General features: G+C 58.3%; 21 protein-coding genes. 20 read left to right on the top strand and 1 reads right to left on the bottom strand.

Annotated elements, in window-relative coordinates:
* The first annotated feature begins 3 nt into the window (after positions 1-3).
* The 11 genes from leuC to accD all read left to right on the top strand — a co-directional run bounded on the left by leuC (position 4) and on the right by accD (position 12,719).
* Complete coding sequence (leuC, locus tag IB213_RS06960; protein ID WP_192405824.1) at positions 4-1,425, top strand: 3-isopropylmalate dehydratase large subunit; 1,422 nt, start codon at positions 4-6, stop codon at positions 1,423-1,425.
* A 42-nt stretch (positions 1,426-1,467) separates the two neighbouring features.
* The gene (locus IB213_RS06955) at positions 1,468-1,593 is read left to right on the top strand and encodes an entericidin A/B family lipoprotein (RefSeq protein ID WP_192405823.1); all 126 of its coding nucleotides are present in this window, start codon (positions 1,468-1,470) and stop codon (positions 1,591-1,593) included.
* A gap of 27 nt (positions 1,594-1,620) precedes the next feature.
* Positions 1,621-2,277, top strand: coding sequence for a 3-isopropylmalate dehydratase small subunit (gene leuD / locus IB213_RS06950; RefSeq protein ID WP_192405822.1), 657 nt, complete (start codon positions 1,621-1,623; stop codon positions 2,275-2,277).
* 125 nt (positions 2,278-2,402) lie between these two features.
* On the top strand, positions 2,403-3,479 hold the full coding sequence (gene leuB, locus IB213_RS06945) for a 3-isopropylmalate dehydrogenase (protein WP_192405821.1): 1,077 nt from the start codon (positions 2,403-2,405) through the stop codon (positions 3,477-3,479).
* Between the two features lie 386 nt (positions 3,480-3,865).
* Positions 3,866-4,978: an aspartate-semialdehyde dehydrogenase gene (gene asd / locus IB213_RS06940; RefSeq protein ID WP_191723068.1), complete on the top strand. Its 1,113-nt coding sequence runs from the start codon at positions 3,866-3,868 to the stop codon at positions 4,976-4,978.
* Positions 4,979-5,373: 395 nt separating this feature from the next.
* Positions 5,374-8,076, top strand: coding sequence for a FimV/HubP family polar landmark protein (locus tag IB213_RS06935; RefSeq protein WP_192405820.1), 2,703 nt, complete (start codon positions 5,374-5,376; stop codon positions 8,074-8,076).
* Between the two features lie 49 nt (positions 8,077-8,125).
* Positions 8,126-8,941 (top strand): tRNA pseudouridine(38-40) synthase TruA, encoded by an 816-nt coding sequence (gene truA / locus IB213_RS06930; protein WP_191723070.1) that lies wholly within the window; start codon positions 8,126-8,128, stop codon positions 8,939-8,941.
* A gap of 23 nt (positions 8,942-8,964) precedes the next feature.
* A complete protein-coding gene (locus IB213_RS06925; RefSeq protein ID WP_191723071.1) occupies positions 8,965-9,684 on the top strand; it encodes a phosphoribosylanthranilate isomerase in 720 nt (239 codons plus the stop codon).
* Between the two features lie 5 nt (positions 9,685-9,689).
* Positions 9,690-10,958: a tryptophan synthase subunit beta gene (gene trpB / locus IB213_RS06920; protein WP_191723072.1), complete on the top strand. Its 1,269-nt coding sequence runs from the start codon at positions 9,690-9,692 to the stop codon at positions 10,956-10,958.
* The gene (gene trpA / locus IB213_RS06915; protein WP_191723073.1) at positions 10,955-11,776 is read left to right on the top strand and encodes a tryptophan synthase subunit alpha; all 822 of its coding nucleotides are present in this window, start codon (positions 10,955-10,957) and stop codon (positions 11,774-11,776) included. Before trpB ends, trpA begins: the two co-directional genes overlap by 4 nt.
* Before the next feature lie 61 nt (positions 11,777-11,837).
* Positions 11,838-12,719, top strand: a complete 882-nt coding sequence (accD, locus tag IB213_RS06910; RefSeq protein ID WP_191723074.1) for an acetyl-CoA carboxylase, carboxyltransferase subunit beta — start codon at positions 11,838-11,840, stop codon at positions 12,717-12,719.
* Positions 12,720-12,808: 89 nt separating this feature from the next.
* On the opposite strand, the gene IB213_RS06905 is transcribed toward accD, so the two are convergent.
* Positions 12,809-13,372, bottom strand: a complete 564-nt coding sequence (locus IB213_RS06905; protein WP_192405819.1) for a YggT family protein — start codon at positions 13,370-13,372, stop codon at positions 12,809-12,811.
* A 126-nt stretch (positions 13,373-13,498) separates the two neighbouring features.
* Between IB213_RS06905 and IB213_RS06900 the strand changes: the two genes are divergently transcribed.
* From IB213_RS06900 to IB213_RS06860, 9 genes are all read left to right on the top strand, one after another.
* Positions 13,499-14,122 (top strand): LON peptidase substrate-binding domain-containing protein, encoded by a 624-nt coding sequence (locus IB213_RS06900; RefSeq protein WP_192405818.1) that lies wholly within the window; start codon positions 13,499-13,501, stop codon positions 14,120-14,122.
* 234 nt (positions 14,123-14,356) lie between these two features.
* A complete protein-coding gene (gene lysS / locus IB213_RS06895) occupies positions 14,357-15,904 on the top strand; it encodes a lysine--tRNA ligase (protein WP_192405817.1) in 1,548 nt (515 codons plus the stop codon).
* A 115-nt stretch (positions 15,905-16,019) separates the two neighbouring features.
* Positions 16,020-17,087, top strand: a complete 1,068-nt coding sequence (locus IB213_RS06890) for a diguanylate cyclase domain-containing protein (protein WP_192405816.1) — start codon at positions 16,020-16,022, stop codon at positions 17,085-17,087.
* Positions 17,088-17,210: 123 nt separating this feature from the next.
* Positions 17,211-17,831, top strand: coding sequence for a mechanosensitive ion channel family protein (locus tag IB213_RS06885; RefSeq protein WP_191723268.1), 621 nt, complete (start codon positions 17,211-17,213; stop codon positions 17,829-17,831).
* Positions 17,832-18,183: 352 nt separating this feature from the next.
* The gene (locus IB213_RS06880; RefSeq protein WP_192405815.1) at positions 18,184-18,669 is read left to right on the top strand and encodes a rhodanese-like domain-containing protein; all 486 of its coding nucleotides are present in this window, start codon (positions 18,184-18,186) and stop codon (positions 18,667-18,669) included.
* A gap of 26 nt (positions 18,670-18,695) precedes the next feature.
* Positions 18,696-19,634: a serine O-acetyltransferase EpsC gene (gene epsC / locus IB213_RS06875; protein WP_191723080.1), complete on the top strand. Its 939-nt coding sequence runs from the start codon at positions 18,696-18,698 to the stop codon at positions 19,632-19,634.
* A 2-nt stretch (positions 19,635-19,636) separates the two neighbouring features.
* A complete protein-coding gene (locus IB213_RS06870) occupies positions 19,637-19,912 on the top strand; it encodes a helix-turn-helix domain-containing protein (RefSeq protein WP_191723081.1) in 276 nt (91 codons plus the stop codon).
* Between the two features lie 66 nt (positions 19,913-19,978).
* The gene (locus tag IB213_RS06865) at positions 19,979-20,917 is read left to right on the top strand and encodes a family 2A encapsulin nanocompartment shell protein (protein ID WP_191723082.1); all 939 of its coding nucleotides are present in this window, start codon (positions 19,979-19,981) and stop codon (positions 20,915-20,917) included.
* A 231-nt stretch (positions 20,918-21,148) separates the two neighbouring features.
* The gene (locus IB213_RS06860) at positions 21,149-23,137 is read left to right on the top strand and encodes a family 2A encapsulin nanocompartment cargo protein cysteine desulfurase (RefSeq protein WP_370551183.1); all 1,989 of its coding nucleotides are present in this window, start codon (positions 21,149-21,151) and stop codon (positions 23,135-23,137) included.
* Positions 23,138-23,164: the final 27 nt, after the last annotated feature.

Here is a 23,164-nt window from a genome sequence, read left to right as displayed (position 1 = left end):
ACTATGGGACGCACCCTTTACGACAAGATTTTTGATGAGCACGTCATCCACACCGAGGAAGACGGCACCTCCATTTTGTACATTGACCGCCACCTCGTGCATGAGGTGACCAGCCCACAGGCCTTTGAAGGTCTGCGGGCGGCGGGCCGCAAGCTGTGGCGCATCAGCTCTGTGGTGGCCACTGCCGACCACAACACGCCCACCACCGGCTGGGAACATGGCTACGACGGCATTGCCGACCCCATCAGCAAAGAGCAGATCGTCACGCTCAACACCAACATTGCCGAGTTTGGTGCCGCGGCCTTCTTTCCCTTCATGGACAAGGGCCAGGGCATTGTTCATGTGATGGGCCCTGAGCAAGGCGCCACCCTGCCCGGCATGACGGTGGTGTGCGGCGACAGCCACACCTCCACCCACGGAGCATTCGGTGCGCTGGCGCACGGTATTGGCACCTCCGAGGTCGAACACGTCATGGCAACGCAAACGCTGCTGGCCAAAAAGGCCAAGAACATGCTGGTGCAAGTCAATGGCAAAGTGGCACCCGGTGTAACCGCCAAAGACATTGTGCTGGCCATCATTGGCAAGATTGGCACCGCTGGCGGCACGGGCTACACCATTGAGTTTGCTGGGCAGGCCATCCGTGACCTGAGCATTGAAGGCCGCATGACCGTGTGCAACATGGCCATCGAAGGCGGTGCGCGTGCTGGTCTTGTGGCTGTGGACGACAAAACCATCAACTACGTCAAGGGCCGCCCTCTGGCACCCACGGGTGCTGAGTGGGATGCCGCCGTCGCCTACTGGAAGACGCTGCACTCAGACGCAGGCGCCAAGTTTGACGCCGTGGTTGAGCTCAACGCTGCCGACATCGTGCCGCAAGTGACATGGGGCACCTCCCCCGAAATGGTGCTGGGCGTGGATGACAGCGTGCCCGATCCCGACAAGGAAAAAGACAGCAACAAGCGCGGAGCCATTGAGCGCGCGCTGACCTATATGGCGCTGGAGCCGGGCAAACCTTTGAGCGATATTTTTGTCGACAAGGTGTTCATTGGCTCATGCACCAACAGCCGCATTGAAGACATGCGCGAAGCCGCAGCCGTGGTGAAAAAGCTGGGCCAGAAAGTGGCCAAGAACATCAAGCTGGCCATGGTCGTGCCCGGTTCTGGCCTCGTAAAAGAGCAGGCCGAGCGCGAAGGCCTGGACGTCATCTTCAAGGCCGCAGGCTTTGAGTGGCGCGAACCGGGCTGCTCCATGTGCCTGGCCATGAACGCTGACCGGCTGGAGCCCGGCGAGCGCTGCGCCTCCACCTCCAACCGCAACTTCGAAGGCCGTCAGGGCGCGGGTGGCCGCACCCACTTGGTCAGCCCCGCCATGGCAGCGGCAGCCGCCATCCACGGCCACTTTGTGGACATCCGCAAGTTCGCCTAAACACCTGAAACAACAGATTCAACGAGACCGGGAGACACCTCCATGAAGCCTTCCTTCACGATTCTTTTGATCGGCCTGGCCTTTACCCTGGGTGCCTGCAACACCATGCAGGGCATTGGTCAGGACGTGCAAAAAGCCGGCAACGCGATTGAACGCGCTGCCCGTTGATCTGACACCAGAACACCTTCGAACGTCATGCAAAAATTCACCGTACACAAGGGCCTCGTGGCCCCCATGGACCGCGAAAACGTCGACACCGACGCCATCATCCCCAAGCAGTTTCTGAAGTCGATCAAAAAAACCGGCTTTGGCGTCAACGCCTTTGATGAGTGGCGCTATCTGGACCAGCCCGGCCAGCCCGGCGTGCCCGAGTCCGCACGCAAGCCCAACCCAGACTTTGTCCTGAACCAGCCACGCTACAAGGGTGCCAGCATCTTGCTCACGCGCAAGAACTTTGGCTGCGGCTCCAGCCGCGAGCATGCGCCCTGGGCACTGGACCAATACGGCTTTCGCGCCATTTTGGCCCCCAGCTTTGCAGACATCTTCTTTAACAACAGCTTCAAGAATGGCCTGCTGCCCATCGTGCTGCCCGAGGCCACGATTGACCTGCTGTTCCACGAAGTGCAGGCCTTCCCCGGCTACGAGTTGACGATTGATCTGGAGCGCCAGGTCATCGTTCGCCCCCAGGGCGAGGAAATTGCGTTTGACGTCATTCCATTTCGCAAGTACTGCCTGCTCAACGGCTTTGACGACATTGGCCTGACCATGCGCCACGCCGACAAGATCAAGGCCTTTGAAGCCGAGCGTCTGGCACAAAAGCCCTGGCTGTCGCGTTCGCTGGTGCAAGCCTGAGTTATTTACACACATCTATAAATAAATGAGCTATCAGCGCTTATCACATATACGTTTCAAATAGTTTTCTATCTGAAACGTAAGCACATCAAGCGTTGATAGCTATCAAAAATCCTAGGAACAACATGAAAATCGCAGTCTTGCCCGGCGACGGCATTGGCCCAGAAATCGTTGCTGAAGCCGTCAAAGTGCTCAACGCACTGGATCTGAACTTTGAGATGGAAACCGCTCCCGTCGGCGGTGCTGCCTACGAAGCCGCCGGCCACCCCCTGCCCGAGTCCACCTTGAAGCTGGCGATGGAATCTGACGCCGTACTGTTTGGTGCCGTGGGCGACTGGAAGTACGACACGCTGGATCGCCCCCTGCGCCCCGAGCAAGCCATCCTTGGCCTGCGCAAGCACATGGGCCTGTTCGCCAACTTCCGCCCAGCCATTTGCTACAAAGAGCTGGTGGATGCCTCCAGCCTCAAGCCCGAGCTGATCTCCGGTCTGGACATTCTGATCATCCGCGAGCTGACGGGCGACATCTATTTTGGCCAGCCCCGTGGTCGCCGCGTGGCCACTGACGGCCACTTTCCCGGTGCACAAGAAGCGTTTGACACCATGCGCTACTCCAAGCCCGAGATCGAGCGCATTGCCCACGTGGCCTTTCAGGCAGCGCAAAAACGCAGCAAGCGCGTCACCAGCGTCGACAAGGCCAACGTGCTGGAAACCTTCCAGTTCTGGAAAGATGTCGTCACCGAAGTGGGCAAGCAGTACCCCGACGTGGCACTGGACCACATGTATGTGGACAACGCCGCCATGCAGCTGGTCAAAGAACCCAAGCGCTTTGACGTCGTAGTCACCGGCAACATGTTTGGCGACATCCTGTCCGACGAAGCCTCCATGCTGACCGGCTCCATTGGCATGCTGCCTTCGGCATCGCTCAACAGCAAGGGCCAGGGCCTGTATGAACCCAGCCACGGCTCGGCCCCTGACATTGCTGGCAAAGGCATTGCCAACCCACTGGCCACCATTTTGTCGACCGCCATGATGCTGCGCTTCTCGCTCAACCAGGAAGCCGCCGCACAGAAAATTGAAGCTGCCGTGCAAAAGGTGCTGGCCGATGGCCTGCGCACCGCCGACATCTACAGCGCAGGCACCACCAAGGTCACCACCCGTGAAATGGGTGATGCCGTCGTGGCCGCACTGGCTGCGGTGTAAACCAGCTTCAGCCGCGTGTGCCTCAGCGCCACGCGGCTGGCATCAAGCTGGCTGAAGCCAGCCAAGCAACTTTCATGTGCAACGTCGCGCATTCAGCGCCACAATGCAACTTTGCAATCCATGTGGTGATTGGAGATTAGATTCTCTAACGCCGCATTAGTTAAGCTACAATCCATCTCCATGTTTGCCGCCCGCCCCCACACCGTCCCCATGACAACTGCCTTGCCGGCAGCCGTGGCCGCGTGCGCGACAACCATTACGACGATTAAAGGCTGACCCAGCCCGGTTCGTCGCGCGCCCTTTCCCGGCCAGACGAGCCGGGTGCAAGAAGCCAGATTGAGCACATTCACATCTGTTTTTCGCAACTTCGTTAAGGGCGTTTCAAAATGAGCAAGCAATTGGTAGGTTTGGTTGGCTGGCGCGGTATGGTCGGCTCGGTGCTGATGGACCGCATGCAGGCCGAAGGTGACTTCGCACTGATCGAGCCCGTGTTCTTCTCCACCTCCAACGCAGGCGGCAAAGCCCCCGCAATGGCCACTGTGCACACCACCCTCAAAGACGCCAACGACGTTGCCGAGCTGTCCAAGTGCGACATCATCATCACCTGCCAAGGCGGCGACTACACCAAGGAAGTGTTCCCCAAGCTGCGCGCAGCAGGCTGGAGCGGCCACTGGATTGATGCCGCATCCTCGCTGCGCATGGAAGACGACGCCGTCATCGTGCTGGACCCTGTCAACAACGACCTGATCCAGACCAAGCTGGCCGCCGGCGGCAAGAACTGGATTGGCGGCAACTGCACCAACTCCATCTTGCTGATGGGCCTGGGCGGCTTGTTCAAGGCTGGCCTGGTGGAGTGGGTCTCTTCCATGACTTACCAGGCGGCATCGGGCGGTGGTGCCAACCACATGCGCGAACTGCTCAAGGGCATGGGCGTAGTGCACGCAGCCGTGGCTGACGAGCTGGCCACCCCCGCATCGGCTATTTTGGAAATCGACCGCAAAGTGGCCCAGACCATTCGCACCGATGTGCCCACCGAATTCTTCGGTGCGCCGCTGGCTGGCGGCCTGATCCCCTGGATCGATGCGCAGCTGCCCAACGGCCAGTCCAAGGAAGAGTGGAAGGGCCAGGCTGAAGTCAACAAGATCCTTGGCACCGAAGCCACCATTCCAGTCGACGGCCTGTGCGTGCGCATTGGCGCCATGCGCTGCCACTCACTGGCTTTGACTTTGAAGCTCAAGAAAGATCTGCCGCTTGCTGAAATCGAAGCACTGATCAAGGGCGGCAACAACTGGGTCAAGTTCGTAGCCAATGACCGCGCAGAAACCGTCAAGGAACTGACCCCTGCAGCCACCACCGGCGGTCTGCAAGTGGCCGTGGGACGCGTGCGCAAGCTGAACATGGGCCCCGAGTACCTGTCGGCCTTCGTCATTGGTGACCAGTTGCTGTGGGGCGCAGCCGAGCCACTGCGCCGCATGCTGCGCATCTTGCTGGCCAAGTAAGTATTCATTCTTCGCTCAAAGGAGGAAGCTTAGGCTTCCTCTTTTTTTTGGCCGGGTCTGCACCGCAGCAGGCTTGTCGTTCAGCGGCAACGCCGCAGCCCCACTGTGCGCAAAGAACTATCACACTCCTGTACAGCTAGAAATGTCCCCCTGCGTAGTCAATGGATGCGCTCAGTTGCAAGTTCAGCACTTTGGCTTGTCATAATCTCCCCCATCCAGCTCCCAGCACGGCACAACACATCCTTTTCGTGTTTTAAGCTTGCTTGTCACCCCCTGGCAATGCTGCTATGGTCTTTATCAGTGCCTTGCCAGCGGGAGAGACTGGTCTTGCCATACCGAAAAGACACTCACCGCAAGCTATGCGGTGCAACATTATTTTGAACGTGACCGCAAACATGCATCGTTGGAAACTTTCAGCTCTGGCCGCAGCCGCCTTCGTCTCTGCTGCACTGACACCCACCGATGCCGCCGCCTTGGCACTAGGCTCTATCCGGGTGCAATCTGCCCTGGGTGAAACACTGCGTGCCGAAATTGCCATTCCACAAGCCACCACCGCTGAGCTCAATAGCTTGGCGGCTCAGATTGCATCGCCTGAAATTTTCCGTGCACAAGGCATGGACTACAGCAACGCTGCACGCTCCATCCAGGTACAGCTGCACCGTAACGCCGATGGCACTGCCAGCCTGCGCCTGAGCAGCAACACACCGCTTCAGGATCCGTTTATTGATCTGGTGCTTGAGACACAGTGGAGTACCGGGCACTTGGTGCGCAGCTACACCGTACTGCTCGACCCGCCTTCCAGCCAGCGTACCGCCGCAGCCCCTGCGCAGGCTGCGCAGATCGCGGCCCCGGCACCTGCTTCAGTTGCGGGCCGCAGCTATGCATCCAGCAGCACAGCTCCTCAGCGGGCCACACGCCCTGCACCCGCCCCAGCGGTCAGCGCGCCAGCAGCAGAGCCCGCTGAAAAATCAACGCGCGTGCGCTCTGGCGATACCGCAGGCCAGATTGCCAACGCCAACCGCCCCACAGGGGTTTCGCTGGACCAGATGCTGGTGGCCATGCTGCAAAGCAACCCCACTGCCTTTATCAATGGCAACGTGAACCGCATCCGTGCAGGCGCTGTAGTGCAAATGCCCAGCCGCGAGCAGGCGCTGCAAACGTCTGCAACAGAAGCACGCAAGATCGTCGCGGCACAAAGCCGTGACTTCAATGCCTACCGCCGCAGCCTGGCCTCCAAGGCTCCACAGGCCGCCGTCCAGGCCGCCGATCGCAGCTCTGGTGGGCAGGTCCAGGCCCATGTCGAAGATGCCAGCCCCGCAGCCGGCACACCTGACAAGCTGACTTTATCCAAGAGTTCCGTACAAAGCGCTGCAGCTTCAGACGAAAAACTGGCCGCGCAAAAGCAAGCCAATGACCAGAGCAATCGTCTCAATGAATTGCAGCGCAATTTGGCAGAACTCAATGAACTGACGCAAAACACCAGCACCACGGCTGCCAGCACGCCACCGGCCTCTGCTGCAGACAGTGCACCAGCACCTGCCACACCCCCAGCACAAGCAGACGCAGCCGATTCTGCGTCTGCTGCGCCCACCATCGAAGTGGCCACCCCTTCGGTCACTGAGCCATCCAGCTCGGCAACTGATAGAACTGATAGCCCCACAGAGGCCACAGCGCAAGCTGAGCCTCAAGCTCCAGTGGCAGCCGCTGACAGCGCAGCAAAGCCTGCTGTGCAAAAGAAACCAGCTCCGGCCATCACTCCCGCACCGGCTGCACCGTCTTTCGTTGACGATTTGCTGGACAACCCGCTGATCCCCGCAGGCGGTGGCCTGATCGCTTTGTTACTGGGCTTTTTGGGCTACAGCGCCTGGAAGCGCCGTCGTGCTGCGCAAGCTGCTGCAGACCCAAGCATGGGCGATAGCCAGTTGCACCCGGATTCTTTTTTCGGTAGCAGCGGCGGACAGCAGGTAGACACCAACAATGCCGACACAGGCGCCTCTACCATGGCCTACGCCCCGAGCCAGCTGGATGGCGGCGGAGATGTTGATGCCGTGGCTGAAGCGGATGTTTATTTGGCTTATGGCCGCGACGTTCAAGCAGAAGAAATTCTGAAAGAGGCCTTGCGCAACCAGCCTGAACGCTTGTCTATCCATGTCAAGCTGGCAGAAATCTACGTCAAACGCAACGACATCAAAGCACTGGAAAGCATCGCGCAGACCATGCAGCATGTCAGCCAGAGCCACGATCCAGAGTGGCAACGCGTGGTTGAGATGGGCCGCAACATGGACCCGACCAACCCATTCTTTGCAGCCGCCAGCTCTGCTGCGGGCACTGCGGCCAGCAAGCCAACGTCTGCATTCGCGGCTGCCTTGAACACCATCAAGCCAGATACCGCAGGCAGCGCAGTTGCCACCACTGCGGTGGCCGCTGCCGCTGCAAACACGATCCCTGATATTGATCTGAATCTGGACCTGCCTGATGACGGTTTGGCCAGCCAGACCAGCGCAGCAGACATACCTGCTGCCGCGCCTTTGCCCTCTGATGATGACTTTGCTGCGCTGGATCGTCCAAACACCTTGGACAGCCAGCTGGATGTAACTGATCTCACCGATTTGGAGCCGCCCACCCTGGTGCAAGACACCCTGATGGCTGAGGACAATACGGCGCAAGAGCTGGGTGATCTGGATCTGGACTTGTCCGGCTTCGAAATACCTCCTGCATCCACCACCACCCCTGCAGCAGCAGATACGCACCAGGACGACGGTCTGGATTTTGATCTTGACAACCCTGCTGCCGCCAAAGACCCCCAGGCTCCTGCCACACCAGTGGCTGAAGTACCTGCCGCTGCCGCTGTCGCAGGCGATGAATTTGACCTTGGCTCTCTGGATCTGGACCTGGGTGCAACCCCTGAATCTGCAGCACAAGCCGAGCCGGTGCACAATCTCGCCGATGACCCCCTGTCCACCAAGCTCGACTTGGCTCAGGAATTCAACGCTATCGGCGACAGCGAAGGTGCGAGATCTCTGATTGAGGAAGTTCTGGCAGAAGCCAGCGGCCCGCTCAAGGAACGCGCACAAAAGATGCTGTCTGAAATTGATTGAACTACTGTATTTTTTCTGAAGCGGCACAGCCGCTTGCCCAGGAGCCGCCATGCGCATAGCCCTAGGGGTAAGCTACAACGGCCAGACCTACAACGGCTGGCAAAGCCAAACGAACGGCAAAACCGTTCAAGACAAACTCGAAGCGGCCCTAGGCCGCTTTGCTACGCATGCTGTGTCTACTTTGTGCGCAGGGCGCACGGACTCAGGGGTGCACGGACTTATGCAAGTCGTGCACTTTGATACGGAGCTACAGCGCCCTGAAAGCTCGTGGGTGCGCGGCACCAACACCTTTTTGCCACCTGACATTGCCGTGCAGTGGGCGCGCGAGGTGCCTGCAGCTTTCCACAGCCGCGCATGCGCTACCTCTCGCCGCTACGCCTATGTGCTGCTGCAGTCGCCTGTTCGCCCCAGCGTAGAAGCGGGCCGCGTGGGATGGGTGTTCAATGAGCTCAATGGCGATGCCATGCGCCAAGCCGCCTCTTACTTGATCGGCGAGCACGATTTTTCTTCCTTCCGTGCCGCAGCCTGTCAGGCCTTAACGCCCGTCAAAACCCTGCACCGTATTGATATCACGCGCCGTTCCGTGGTGTCATCCCTGCACCGCGAGATGGAATGCTGCTATTGGCATTTTGAGTTTGAGGGCACAGCGTTCTTGCATCACATGGTGCGCAACATCATGGGCTGCCTGATTGCTGTGGGCGAGGGCTCTTATCGGCCTGAATGGATGTTAGAAGTACTGGCAGCCCGCTCACGTGATGCGGCAGCACCCACCTTCTCGCCCCATGGCCTTTATTTCATGGGCCCCGTGTACGATTCGAAGTGGAATCTGCCTGACCGCGTCCCCGGCTTTGACTGGCTACCTTAAGCAAAAAACTGCCCCAATCGCATATGCATCAAGCGCTAAACGCTCCTATTTCTCGCACGCGCATCAAAATCTGCGGCCTCACCCGCGCATGCGATGTGGATGCAGCAGTTGCCGCTGGCGCAGATGCTGTGGGTTTTGTGCTGTATGCACCCAGCCCTAGGGCCGTCAATCTGCAGCAGGCTGTCCAATTGGCACAGCGGTTGCCACCGTTCGTCACCCCTGTGCTGCTTTTTGTCAACGCAGCCATCACCGAAGTTAATGCCGCGTTAAACGCTATTCCCCATGCTTTACTGCAATTTCACGGGGACGAAACGCCACAAAGCTGCGCCACGGCCACACAAAATGGACGCCATCGCTTTGTGCGCGCAGCACGCATTCCCCTAGGCGACGACGCCAAGGGCTTTGACCTCGTAAAATACGCAGATCAATACTCTCAGGCCCAGGCCATTTTGTTAGACGCCCATGTGGACGGCTACGGTGGTGCAGGCAAAGCATTCAATTGGTCACTGCTTCCAACAAGCGTCAACGCTCACCTCGTTTTGTCTGGTGGGCTTACGCCTGCAAACGTGACCGATGGCATCCGTCAAGTACGACCCCGCTGCCTGTCTTTGGCAGTTGATGTCAGCTCCGGCGTAGAAGCCACCAGCCCTGACGGACTACCGCTCAAGGGCATCAAGGATGCTGAAAAAATCCAACGCTTCGTTGCTGCCGTACGTGCCGCCGATGCTCAAATTGCCCCCTAATCCTGATGTTCGAATATTCCTACCCCGATGCCAACGGCCATTTCGGCTCCTATGGCGGCAGCTTTGCCAGCGAAACACTGACCCATGCTCTGGTCGAGTTGCGCCAAGCCTATGCCAAGTACCAAAACGATCCTGAATTCGTTGCTGAATTCAAATCAGAGCTGGCCCACTTTGTGGGTCGCCCATCACCGGTCTATCACGCAGCCCGCATGTCCCGTGAGATGGGCGGTGCGCAGATCTACCTCAAGCGCGAAGACCTCAACCACACCGGCGCGCACAAGATCAATAACGTAATTGGTCAGGCCATGCTAGCCAAGCGCATGGGCAAGCCCCGCATCATTGCGGAGACAGGCGCTGGCCAGCACGGAGTTGCAACAGCCACCATCTGCGCCCGCTACGGCCTGGAATGCGTGGTGTACATGGGAGCCGAAGACGTCAAGCGCCAAAGCCCCAATGTCTATCGCATGAAGTTGCTGGGAGCCACCGTGATTCCTGTGGAATCCGGCTCCAAGACACTCAAAGACGCACTCAACGAAGCCATGCGCGACTGGGTGGCCAACGTGGACAGCACTTTCTACATCATCGGCACGGTGGCTGGCCCTGCGCCCTACCCGGCCATGGTGCGAGATTTTCAAAGCGTGATTGGCACCGAGTGCCTCACGCAGATGCCTGAAATCTTCCAGGAATTGAAGATGGCCAATGAGCAGCCTGACGTCGTGGTCGCCTGCGTCGGTGGTGGCTCTAACGCCATGGGCATCTTCTACCCCTACATTCCGTTTGAAAACACCCAGCTCATTGGTGTGGAAGCGGCAGGCGAGGGGCTGGACACCGGCAAGCATTCGGCCTCCTTGCAAAAAGGCAGCTCTGGCGTGCTGCACGGCAACCGCACGTTCATCATGCAAGATGACAATGGGCAGATTCTGGAGACACACTCCATCAGTGCTGGTCTGGACTACCCCGGCGTGGGCCCCGAGCATGCATGGCTGCAAGAACTTGGTCGCGCCACCTACGTGGGCATTACCGACCAGGAAGCGCTGGAAGCGTTCCACTACCTGTGCCGCGCTGAAGGCATCATTCCTGCGCTGGAATCGAGCCACGCAGTGGCTTATGCCATGAAGTTGGCAAAAACCATGAAGCCCGAGCAGTCCATCCTGGTCAACCTGTCTGGTCGTGGTGACAAGGACATTGGCACCGTGGCAGACCTGTCAGGTGAAGATTTTTATGACCGCCCCTCCATGCGCGGTCTGACCGTGAAGGGAGGGCCAACAGCATGAGCCCGAACACAGGCCGTATTGCCGCCACCTTTGAAAAACTGAATGAAGAAGGCCGCAAGGCATTGATTCCTTTTGTGACTGCGGGCTTTCCGTTTGCAGCCATTACCCCTTCCCTCATGCACGGCATGGTGGAAGCTGGCTCAGACATCATTGAGCTGGGCGTTCCCTTTTCCGACCCCATGGCTGACGGCCCTGTCATCCAAAAGGCCGGAGATCGTGCAATTGCCAATGGCGTAGGTCTCAAGCACGTACTGGGTTATGTGCGTGAGTTCCGTCAAAAGAACCACACCACGCCTGTGGTGCTGATGGGCTACGCCAACCCTATCGAGCGCTACGACCAGGTGCACGGAGATGAAGCTTTCATCAACGATGCATCTGAAGCTGGCGTAGATGGCATCTTGGTGGTGGACTACCCCCCCGAAGAAAGCGAAGTATTTGCAGCCAAACTGCGCGCCAAACAGATGGATCAAATCTTCTTGCTGGCTCCAACCAGCACGGATGAGCGCATCCAGCAAGTGGCGCGTATTGCCAGTGGCTATGTTTATTACGTCTCGCTCAAAGGCGTAACAGGCTCTAATGCTCTGGACATTGAGGCTGTGGCTGAAATGATGCCTCGCATCAAAAAGCATGTGGCTTTGCCTGTTGGTGTTGGCTTTGGCATCCGTGATGCCCAGACAGCCCATGCAGTGGCCCAAATCGCCGATGCTGCCATCATTGGCAGCAAGATCATCCAGTTGCTGGAAGATCAACCCCACGAAAAAATTGTCCCGCTTGCCATTGATTTCTTGCGCGGTGTGCGCAAAACGATGGACGCATAATGCGACCCTTGGCTGCGCGTGCCCTTCTCGCGCAGTCTGATCGCCTTGAAGAGGAAACCGTATGTCCTGGCTCGAAAAACTTCTGCCTGCCAAAATTCAGCAAACCGAACCCAAGGATCGCATCCAGCAGATCCCTGAAGGCCTGTGGGTCAAGTGCCCCAGCTGTGAGTCGGTGCTCTACAAGACCGATCTGGAAAGCAACCAGAACGTATGCCCCACCTGTGGCCATCACCACCGCATTGGTGCGCGCGCCCGCTTGAACCATTTCCTGGACGGCGAAGGCCGCTATGAAATTGGTCAAGAAGTCATTCCCGTTGACCCATTGAAGTTTCAAGACAGCCGCAAGTACCCCCAGCGCCTGAAAGAAGCGCTGGAAAACACAGGCGAAACCGATGCTCTGATCGTCATGGGTGGCGCAGTCAAGGGCATTGAAGTGGTTGCAGCCTGCTTTGAGTTCGACTTCATGGGCGGCTCTATGGGTTCTGTCGTTGGCGAGCGTTTTGTGCGCGGTGTAGAGACTGCCATTGAGCAAAAAGTGCCTTTCCTGTGCTTTACCGCCACCGGTGGTGCGCGCATGCAGGAAGGCCTGTTGTCACTGATGCAAATGGCCAAAACCAATGCAGCGCTGACACGTCTGGCCAAAAAGGGCCTGCCCTATATCTCCGTGCTGACCGACCCCACCATGGGTGGTGTGTCTGCCGGTTTTGCGTTTGTTGGTGACATCGTGATTGCAGAGCCCAAAGCACTGATCGGCTTTGCAGGCCCTCGTGTGATTGAAACCACCGTACGCGTCAAGCTGCCCGAAGGCTTCCAGCGCTCAGAATTCCTCAAGGACAAGGGTGCCGTGGACATGATCGTAGATCGCCGCGAGCTGCGCAGTACCATTGCCAGCAGCCTAGCCATGCTGCAACGTCTGCCTGCCGATGCAGTCGTGCAAGACTAAATAGTTCCTCTACAAAAAAAGGCTCCTTGTCAGGAGCCTTTTTTATTGCCTGCTTTCAGGTTCGCGCCTGCACTGCAGGCGCATGGAGCTTAAAAAGCGCTCAGACCCGCCAGCGCGCTGAACTGCAGATTACCGAGAATCATCAACAGCACCTGCAGCGCGATGATGGCCACCAGTGCCGAAAGGTCAACGCCTCCTAGCAAAGGAATCACTTTGCGCAATGGTCGCAGCAAAGGCTCGCTCAGACGGTGCAACACACCTGCAATGGGCGAATGCGGCTGCACCCACGACAAGATGGCGTACACAATCAAAATCACGATCAGACCGGTCAGCACCATGCGCAGCAAGCCAAACAAGGCCAGCAATGGCACCACAGCAATATTGCCGCCAGCTCCCATCAGCAACCACAGCAGCACGTATTGCACCAGCACGACCACCACAGCAGCGATCAGGCTGGACAGATCGTATCTACTGCGATTGGGTATGACTTTGCGCAACGGCATCACGATCCAGTCGGACAGCGCAAAAACCAGCTGTCCCACGGGGTTGTTAAATGGTATGCGCTGTGCCTGCATGTACACCCGCAACAGGCATGCACCTGCAATCAGACCGCTGATGACTTCCAGCAAAAATTGAAGAATTTGAACAATCATGTAGATCGATAAGGTTGAAGAACTACGTGGATAAAAACACCCCACATGCAAGTGCGCGCGGCGTCAACCTACGCAACCCCATGTGCACTGCAAGTCATCATAGCCAGCGTACAGGTATCTGAAACCATGACCTCTTCGCTCACACTCGTTTCTCTGCCACTTTTTCCGCTGCATACGGTGTTGTTTCCTGGTGGCTATCTGCCGTTGCGAGTGTTTGAGCTACGTTACCGCATGATGGTGCGCTGCTGTCGTGAGCAAGGTGCGCCATTTGGTGTCGTCACACTGCGCAGTGGCCATGAAACACGCCAGCACGATCAGCCGCTGGAGACATTCCACGCTGTGGGCACCATTGCCCATATTGATTCGGTAACACACCTCAGCAGCGGTCTGGAGCTGATTGAATGCTCTGGCAAAGACCGGTTTCGCCTGACCCACGCCCGCCCCCTGCCCAGTGGCCTGTGGGTGGCAGATGTGCAGCTGCTGGCCGCCGATGCCCCCGTGCCCATTCCAGCAGACCTGCGCCACGCAGCCACCGCGCTTGAGCAAGTGCTGCACAAGCTGGAGCAACCCCATTTAGACAATGTGAGCGAACAGCATTTTCTCGATTGCGGGTGGGTGGCCAACCGCTGGTGTGAGTTGCTGCCCATGAATGACCATTTACAGCTGCAGATGCTGGAGCTTGACAGCCCGCTGTTGCGGCTGGAGCTGGTGACAGATGCACTGGAGCGGGCTGGCATTGCCTCTCAATGACTTATTAAAAATATAGCTACCAGCGCATACACAGCAGCACTTATAGATACTTTTATTGCTAAAACCTTTTAAATACAAGCGCTTACAGCTATACATTTAATAAATAACGCCATGTCACAACGTGCTTTCACACAGAAAGTGCCGAGATTGTGGCAACGGCATGCTGAAACAGCGCAAAAAAACTAAAATCATTGGTTTTGGCTTGCCTCCTCAGCCTTAGCGCTGCGCTCATCCATGTCTGAACATCCAAACACTCCCGAGGCAGAAGTTACTGCCCCCCAAGACGAAAACAAACTGATCGCTGAGCGCCGCGAAAAACTCAAAGCCTTGCGCGAGTCTTCCAAGGCCAGCGGTAGCGTGGCGTTCCCCAACGATTTCAAGCCTGCCAACCGCGCACTGCCTTTGGTTCAAACCTATGGCGACAAAGATGCTCAAGCGCTGGACGCCGAAGCGGTCACCGTCTCCGTAGGCGGGCGCATGATGCTCAAGCGCGTCATGGGTAAAGCCAGTTTTGCCACCGTGCAAGATGCCACAGGCCGTATTCAGGCCTACATCACCCGCGATGCCGTAGGTGAAGACGTATACGCCGACTTCAAGAAGTGGGATCTGGGCGACATCATTGCCGTTGAAGGCGTGCTGATGAAAACCAAGACCGGCGAGCTGTCGATCAAGGCCACCAAGATTCGCATGCTCACCAAGAGCCTGCGCCCCATGCCCGACAAGTTCCACGGCATGGCAGACCCCGAGCAAAAGGTGCGCCAGCGCTACGTGGATTTGATGATGAACGAAGAAGCGCGCAACCGCTTCATGGCCCGCAGCAAGGCGGTGGCCGGTATTCGTGACTTCATGGTGCAGCACGGTTTCCTGGAAGTGGAAACCCCCATGCTGCACCCTATCCCCGGCGGCGCCAATGCCAAGCCCTTCGTCACGCACCACAATGCGCTGGACCAGGAGATGTACCTGCGCATTGCGCCCGAGCTGTACTTGAAGCGCCTGATCGTTGGTGGATTTGAACGCGTGTTCGAGATCAACCGCAACTTCCGTAACGAAGGTATCTCGGTGCGTCACAACCCCGAGTTCACCATGATGGAGTTCTATGCGGCCTACTGGAACTATCAGGACCTGATGGACTACACCGAGCAACTGGTACGCGACGCAGCCATGAAGGCAGTGGGCACACTGGAATGCACGTACGGCGGCAAGCCTGTCGATCTGGCCAAGCCTTTCGAGCGCTTGACCATCCCTGAAGCTATCGTCAAGTTCACCGAAGCCGGCGACAACGTCACCAGCCGCGAATGGCTGACCAATGCCCTCAAGAAGCTGGGCATGAGCGAAGACAAGGACAAGCTATCGACCCGATCGCTGGCCAGCCTGCAGGTGTTTTACTTCGAAGAAGTGGTCGAAGAGAAGCTGTGGAACCCCACCTTCATCATGGAGCACCCCACAGAAATTTCCCCGCTGGCCCGCGCCAACGATGAGCGCCCCGAAGTGACCGAACGCTTTGAGCTGTACATCACAGGCCGTGAATTTGGTAATGGCTTCTCGGAGCTGAATGACGCCGAAGATCAGGCTGCCCGTTTCAACGCCCAGGTGGAAGCCAAGGACAGCGGTGACGACGAAGCCATGTATTTCGACCACGACTTTGTGCGCGCCTTGGAATATGGCATGCCCCCTACCGGCGGCTGCGGTATCGGTATTGACCGCCTGCTGATGCTGCTGACCGACAGCGCCAGCATCCGTGATGTCATCCTGTTTCCCGCACTGCGCCGCGAGCAAGTCTGACGCTGACGCGGTACAAGATGTAACGGTATACCCGGCCTCGGCTGGGTATACTTTTTTTTACACCTTGTTTTTCAACGCAACCAGAGCGTGACAGGCCTTTTTCTCTGCGCAGCCCATGAATACCCCGACTATCCCTCCACCGGCAATCCTTGGTTCAAAAGGTCTGGCTCCCGGAACTATCCACATTGCCGGGCAAGGAATATCCAACATTCGTGTGCTGGTGGTAGATGATCAAAACTCAGTGCGCCAACTGATTGCGTACGAGCTCAAGCGCAGCGGTGCCACCGAAGTCTACCAGGCCAACGATGCAGACAGCGCTTTGGAGTTGTTTCAAAAACACCGTCCCGATCTGGTGTTGCTGGATATACGTCTGCCAGGCAAAGATGGCTACTGGGTGGCAAGGCGACTGCGTGAAAGCGAGAACGGAGACTGGACACCAATCATCTTCCTGTCAGGTCTGGACAGTGATCTGGACGTCTGGCAAGGCATTGAATCCGGTGGCGACGACTACCTCGTCAAACCTGTCAAACCGATTGTCTTGATGGCCAAACTGCGTGCCATGCAGCGGCTGCTGGATATGCGTCGCCGCCTGGTCAGCATGTCTGCCGAGCTGCGCCAGGCCAACCAACGCCTGAATCACATGGTGGAGATAGATCCGCTCACCGGTCTGGTCAACCGCCGGGGACTGGAGCGCATCTTGCACTCTGAAATTGATGCAGCGCGCCGGGAGCAGCAACCCATGACGTTGATGCTGTGTGATCTGGATTTTTTCAAAACCTACAACGACAGTCTGGGCCACCTCAAGGGTGATGACTGCCTGCGTGAAGTGGGCCGTTTGCTGCAGGACGTCTGTGTGCGCCCGCGCGATGTGGCTTTTCGCTATGGCGGGGAAGAGTTTGCTCTGCTACTGCCCAGTACCCCGCGCTCTGGTGCGATGACTTTTGCCCGGGCTCTGGGCAACGTCTTGCGCAAACGGGCCATTCCGCATCCGGCCAGTTCGGTTTCGGAGTTCCTGACGATCTCCGGTGGTATCACCACCTGCATTCCAGACAGCAACACCGACCAGGAAAGCCTGATCATGCGCGCAGACCAGGCGCTCTACACCGCTAAAGCCCAAGGCAGAGACCGGTTTTTTAGCTTTGAAATGCAGATGGATACCATTGAGCAATTGCGTACGCGCTAGCCTCAGGCGCATGCTGTCCACCCAGGGCACCCCAAGGTGCCCTTTGCTTTTATTGAATTTGGAATTTTTGTTGTGACTTTGATTGATCGTTTTGCCACTTTGCGTGCCCATCTTCCGGTATGGATGCAAGACTGGCTGGAGGTTGCCATCCCCGTGCTGCAAATGCTGCTGATCATTGTTGTGGCCTGGGTATTGCATCGCCTGTTCAGGCGTGTGATCAAGCGTGCCAGTGACCACTATGAATTCCCGCATGAGCTGCTCATGCCCATCAACACCGTGGTGCGCTGGCTCATTATTGCCGGCTCGGTGCTGTTGATCTTGGAGCGACTGGGCGTTTCGGCCAGTGTGCTGTGGTCAGCCTTTACGGGGTTTGCCACTGTTGGTGCCGTTGCCTTCTTCGCCGCATGGAGCGTGCTGTCCAACCTGTTTTGCGCTTTCCTGATTTTTACGGTGGGGCCTTTTCGCGTCGGCGACCACATTGAAGTGCTGGACACAGCAGAAAAACCAGGGGCACTGGGCCGCGTGGTAGACATCAATCTGCTCTACACCACGCTGGAAGACGCGACGGTGGCCGACCCCGGCACACTGATTCAAATCCCCAATTCGCTGATCTTCCAGCGCGTGGTGCGCCGCTGGCGCATGGGCACTCCCGTGCCAGCCGACAAACTGCATCAACCAGCACCTGCGGCGAACAATGCGGCTTCTGAACCTTCACCCGCCCCAAAAAGTGCCACCTTTCCTTAAGAACTAACAATCGGTCATCCACACCCAAGGCCCTGTTGCACTACGACAGGGCCTTTTTGCATGCTGCCGTGAATGCTCGTATGCATGCGCGCGTCCATGTGCGCATGCACTCATCTGTTTGGCAGGCTGAAAAACAAGCCAGAAGACACCTCTCTTGGCTTGGCTTGGCTTGGTCTGTTTCACCAGCAAACGCTGCACACACAAGGTGGTCTTGAGCGCCCACCAGAGCCTTTTGACTTAACTGTTTTTTGCAGAAGCTCATCTGTTTTCCTTCGTTGGAAAGCCGTTGCACCTGGCTCACCATGACTGCTATCGCCATCAATCTTTGAAGCAAAGACTGGAACCTAGCAGCATGACTGACACCGCAATCCCAACGCTGCCCCCCGCCCTGCAGCAAGCCCAAGCACTGGCACAGCAACACAACCTGCCGTATGCAGGTTCAGTCCCTCCCCAGCAGGCCTGGCAACTGGTGCAGCAAGGTCTGGCCCTGCTGGTTGATGTGCGCACCACCGAAGAGCGTCAATTCGTAGGCCGTGTGCCTGATAGCTTGCACGTGGCATGGGCTACCGGCACCGCGCTGAATCGCAACCCCCGGTTTGCGCGTGAACTGGCGGCTTTGCAGTTGCGTCAGGCGGCTGCGCCCGACCAGTTACCCGCCGTGCTCTTGCTGTGCCGCAGCGGTAAACGCTCGGCCCTTGCTGCGCAAGAGGCGACTAAAGCCGGCATTGCCCACGTCTTCAATGTCAGCGAAGGGTTCGAAGGCGATCTCGACGATGTGCAACAGCGCGGCCACTTCAATGGCTGGCGTTTTTACGGACTGCCCTGGGTGCAGGACTGAGCCCCTCAATCCTTGAAGACCCCATCATGAGCACTTACAACATTTCTGAAATCGTTCAGCAACTGCGCCAGGTTCGGGATCAATGGCGTGAACAGCAAAACCGCACGGACCAAAGCCACCGCGAGTTTCCCTCGCGCGATGCCATAGCTCACGCTGTCGATGCCCTCAAGGGCGCCCTTTACCCGCTACGTCTGGGGCCACCCGATCTGCGCCACGCGGGGGAAGACTTTTATGTCGGCCACACACTGGACACCGCCTTGCAGGCTTTGCAGACGCAGGCGCTGACCGAGCTGCAATATCGCCAGCGCGGCGAAGGCCAGCCCGCCCATGAGATTGCGGCACAGGCCCAGCAAGCTGTGCTCACCTTTGCGCGCAACTTACCCAGTCTGCGCCGCTTGCTGGATACCGACGTGCTGGCTGCATTCCAGGGTGACCCGGCAGCACGCAGTGTGGATGAAGTGGTGCTCAGCTACCCGGGCGTGCTGGCTTTGATTCACCACCGCATTGCCCATGTTTTCTACCAGCTCCAGCTGCCGCTGCTGGCACGCATCATCTCTGAGCTGGCACATGGGCAAACGGGCATCGACATTCACCCCGGTGCACAGATTGATGCAGGCTTTTTTATCGACCACGGCACCGGCGTTGTGATTGGGGAGACCACCGTGATTGGCCGCAATGTGCGGCTGTATCAGGCCGTGACGCTGGGAGCCAAACGTTTTCCCAAAGATGCACAAGGCCACCTGCAAAAGGGCTGGGCACGCCATCCCATCGTGCAGGACGACGTGGTGATCTACGCCGGAGCCACCATTTTGGGCCGGGTCACTATTGGCCAAGGCGCAGTGATTGGCGGCAATGTCTGGGTCACGGACGATGTGCCTGCCGGTGCCCACGTCAGCCAGGCCAGCTTGCAGCAGGCCCACCATGTGGCCCATGTGCAAACGGCCACTGCCCACGCAGTGGTGTAAGCATGCTGTCCCAGCACTTTGTTCAAGACTTTGGCATGGCGGTGCGCCAGTTACGCGAGGTGCGCAACTGGTCGCAGGAGCAGCTGGCCGGGCACTCCGACCTCAACCGCTCTTACCTGGGCGAGATTGAACGTGGCCAGGTCAGCCCCTCCCTGATCACCCTGCACAAATTGGCGCAAGCCTTTCAGATGAGCGCCACCGAACTGATTGTGCAGACCGAGCGCATCAGCCTGTTGCGCGAAAGCCAACGCTTGCGCTTGGCGGCTATAGCAGGTTGAGGCCACGCGCCACCCATTGAAAACTCTGGTTTTCTCCCCGACATTCATCCCTCAGGAGCTTCGTTCATGACAGCAACCGTTGGCGGTACTACCGCTTTGGGCGACAACGCCGCCCGTCAGCTAGCCAATGCCACCAAGACGGCCCCCCAGCTGTCCACCATCACTCCCCGTTGGCTCACTCACCTGCTGCAATGGGTACCTGTGGAGGCGGGCATCTATCGTGTCAACCAGGTCAAGAACCCGGAGGACATCAAAGTCACCTGCACCGCCAAGCAGCATGAAAACCAGCTGCCACGCACCTATGTTGACTATGACGCCAAGCCACGCGAGTACTTTCTGAACGCTGTCTCTACGGTACTGGATGTGCACACCCGCATCTCTGACCTGTACAGCAGCCCGCACGACCAGATCAAAGAGCAGCTGCGCCTGACGATTGAGACCATCAAGGAAAACCAGGAAAGCGAGCTAATCAACAACCCCGACTACGGCCTGCTGGCTCAGGTGGGTGACGAGCAGCGCATTTTCCCCTTGACCGGAGCGCCCACACCCGATGATCTGGACGAATTGCTGACCAAAGTCTGGAAAGAGCCCGCCTTCTTTCTGGCCCACCCGTTGACCATTGCCGCTTTTGGCCGCGAAGCTACGCGCCGTGGCACACCGCCGCCTACGGTGAGCCTGTTTGGCAGCCAGTTCATTACCTGGCGCGGTGTGCCGCTCATTCCGTCTGACAAAGTGCCAGTGGCCGATGGAAAAAGCAAAATTTTGCTGCTGCGCGTGGGCGACCGCCGACAGGGCGTGGTCGGCCTGTTCCAGCCCGGTTTGCCCGGTGAGCAAAGCCCCGGTCTGTCGGTGCGCTTCATGGGCATCAATAACCACGCCATTGCGTCCTACCTGATCTCGCTGTACTGCTCGCTGGCCGTCCTGACACCCGATGCAGTGGCCGTGCTGGACGATGTAGAGATCAATAAGTACCACGACTATTCGGCGCTGGATACCTACAAATAAGCCACAGGCAGCAGTCATTAATAGAGCCGCTCACACCAACAGCCTTAATACGTCGTCGCCTTGCCTTGTCGTACCTCTGTACTGCCAGCGGCTTTGCGCTTCGCATCCCGTGCACATCTTCGGTTGGCAGGGCCACTCGAGCAGCTCTTTCAAACAATGACCGCTGATGCAGATAAAACTGCGCAGTCAGCTACTTACTCAATAGCTGCACGCACAACAGGAGATGGGGTTTTGAGCACCACTACCGCGCAAGCGCATACCCAACCGGCAGCCTTGCCCGCCGGCCCACCACCACCGCTGGACACGGGGGCGCTGGCACGCATTGCCAGTGAGCTGTTTCGCAGCCTGCCTGGCGCAACCGCACCCGCTTTTGGTGCACAACCGCCTGTCAACTTGGCACCGGGTGGCTCGCCACTGGCCGGCCCTTCCGGCCTGTCGCCCAATGTTCCAGGCACACCGATTGTGCAAGGGCAGATTCCGGGTGCCAACTTCACTCCCAGCAGCCCCAGCTATGTGCTGTCGCTGGGCAACCGTGTGGGCGTCGTCATTCCGCACGCCAGTGCCGGCAACGGCGTGCCCGACAAGGCATTCACTGCACTGCCCGCCTATGAACCGCGTCTGGCAGGCGCAACTGACGGTGCCCCACAAGCCCCCGCAGCGGTGGATGTTCCTGCATTCATTGACCAGCCACCATCCAGCACATCTGGCGCAGTCCCCATCCGCACGGGCGAAGGTCTGGATGCCTTGAGCCATCAGGCACTGGTAGCTCTGGGCACCCCGCAATCAGGAGCAGCTGCCTTTCCTGATGTACCGCCCCGCCTTGGCGCTGCGCCTGTCACCAGTACTGTCCCAGACGCAACGATCACAGCTGACGCCCCAGCAGCCCCCCAGTTTTATTTTGTGGATTCCGTCACGCTGCCCAGCGGTTTTGTCACCCCGGCCAAACCGCATCCACACGGTGCCCATGCTGCACCCACAGCGGACCAGCAAGACCGCCATCCCGGATTTGACGTACAGGCCGTGCGTCGTGATTTCCCCATCCTGCAAGAGCGCATCAACGGCAAACAACTGGTGTGGCTGGACAACGCCGCCACAACCCACAAGCCACGCCAGGTGATTGAGCGCATCAGCCACTTCTATCAGCACGAGAACTCCAACATCCACCGTGCGGCGCATGAACTGGCTGCCCGCGCCACCGATGCCTACGAGCATGCGCGCGAGGTGGTGCGCCGCTTTATCAACGCCCCCGATGTGCGCGAAGTGATCTTTGTGCGCGGCACCACCGAAGCCATCAATCTGGTGGCCAAAAGCTGGGGCGGCAAGCACGTGGGCGAAGGAGACGAAATCATCGTCAGCCACCTGGAGCACCATGCCAACATCGTGCCGTGGCAGCAGCTGGCTGCGGCCAAGGGCGCTAAGCTGCGCGTGATTCCGGTTGATGACCAGGGACAGATTCGCCTGGATGCCTACGAACAACTCATCAACGACCGCACCAAGATTGTCGCGATTGGCCATGTCTCCAACGTGCTGGGCACGGTCGTGCCTGTCAAGCAGGTGGTGGAGATTGCCAGACGCCGCGGCATCACCACACTGGTAGATGGCGCGCAGTCGATTGCGCACACTCCCGTAGATGTGCAAGACATTGGCGCAGACTTTTTTGTCTTCTCGGGCCATAAGATTTTTGCCCCCACCGGCATCGGTGCGCTGTGGGGCCGCCGCCAAGTGCTCGAAGACATGCCGCCCTGGCAAGGTGGCGGCAACATGATTGCCGATGTGACGTTCGAGAAAACCGTGTTCCAGCCGCTGCCCAACACCTTTGAGGCTGGCACCGGCAATATTGCCGATGCCGTGGGCCTGGGTGCGGCGCTGGAGTATGTAGAGCGCTTGGGCATTGCCAACATCAGCCGCTATGAGCATGCCTTGGTGGACTACGGCATGCAGCAACTGGCGAGCATCCCCGGTTTGCGCCTGATTGGCACCGTACCGGGCAAGGCCAGCGTGCTGTCTTTCACTCTGGAGGGTTACACCACCGAAGAGGTAGGCAAGGCACTGAATGCCGAAGGCATTGCCGTGCGCACCGGCCACCACTGCGCCCAGCCTATCTTGCGCCGCTTTGGCGTGGAAACCGCCGTGCGCCCTTCGCTGGCGTTCTACAACACGTTCGAAGAAATCGACCAACTGGTGACAGTGGTGCGCAGACTGGCCGGGCAGCGACGCTGAGCACACCCGTTCAAAAAAAGCGACGCC

The organism is Comamonas sp. CMM02, assembly GCF_014851485.1.
GTDB classification, from domain to species: domain Bacteria; phylum Pseudomonadota; class Gammaproteobacteria; order Burkholderiales; family Burkholderiaceae_C; genus Comamonas; species Comamonas avium.
Note: the sequence above shows the minus strand (reverse complement) of the source record. Positions and strands in the feature narration are given on the sequence as shown.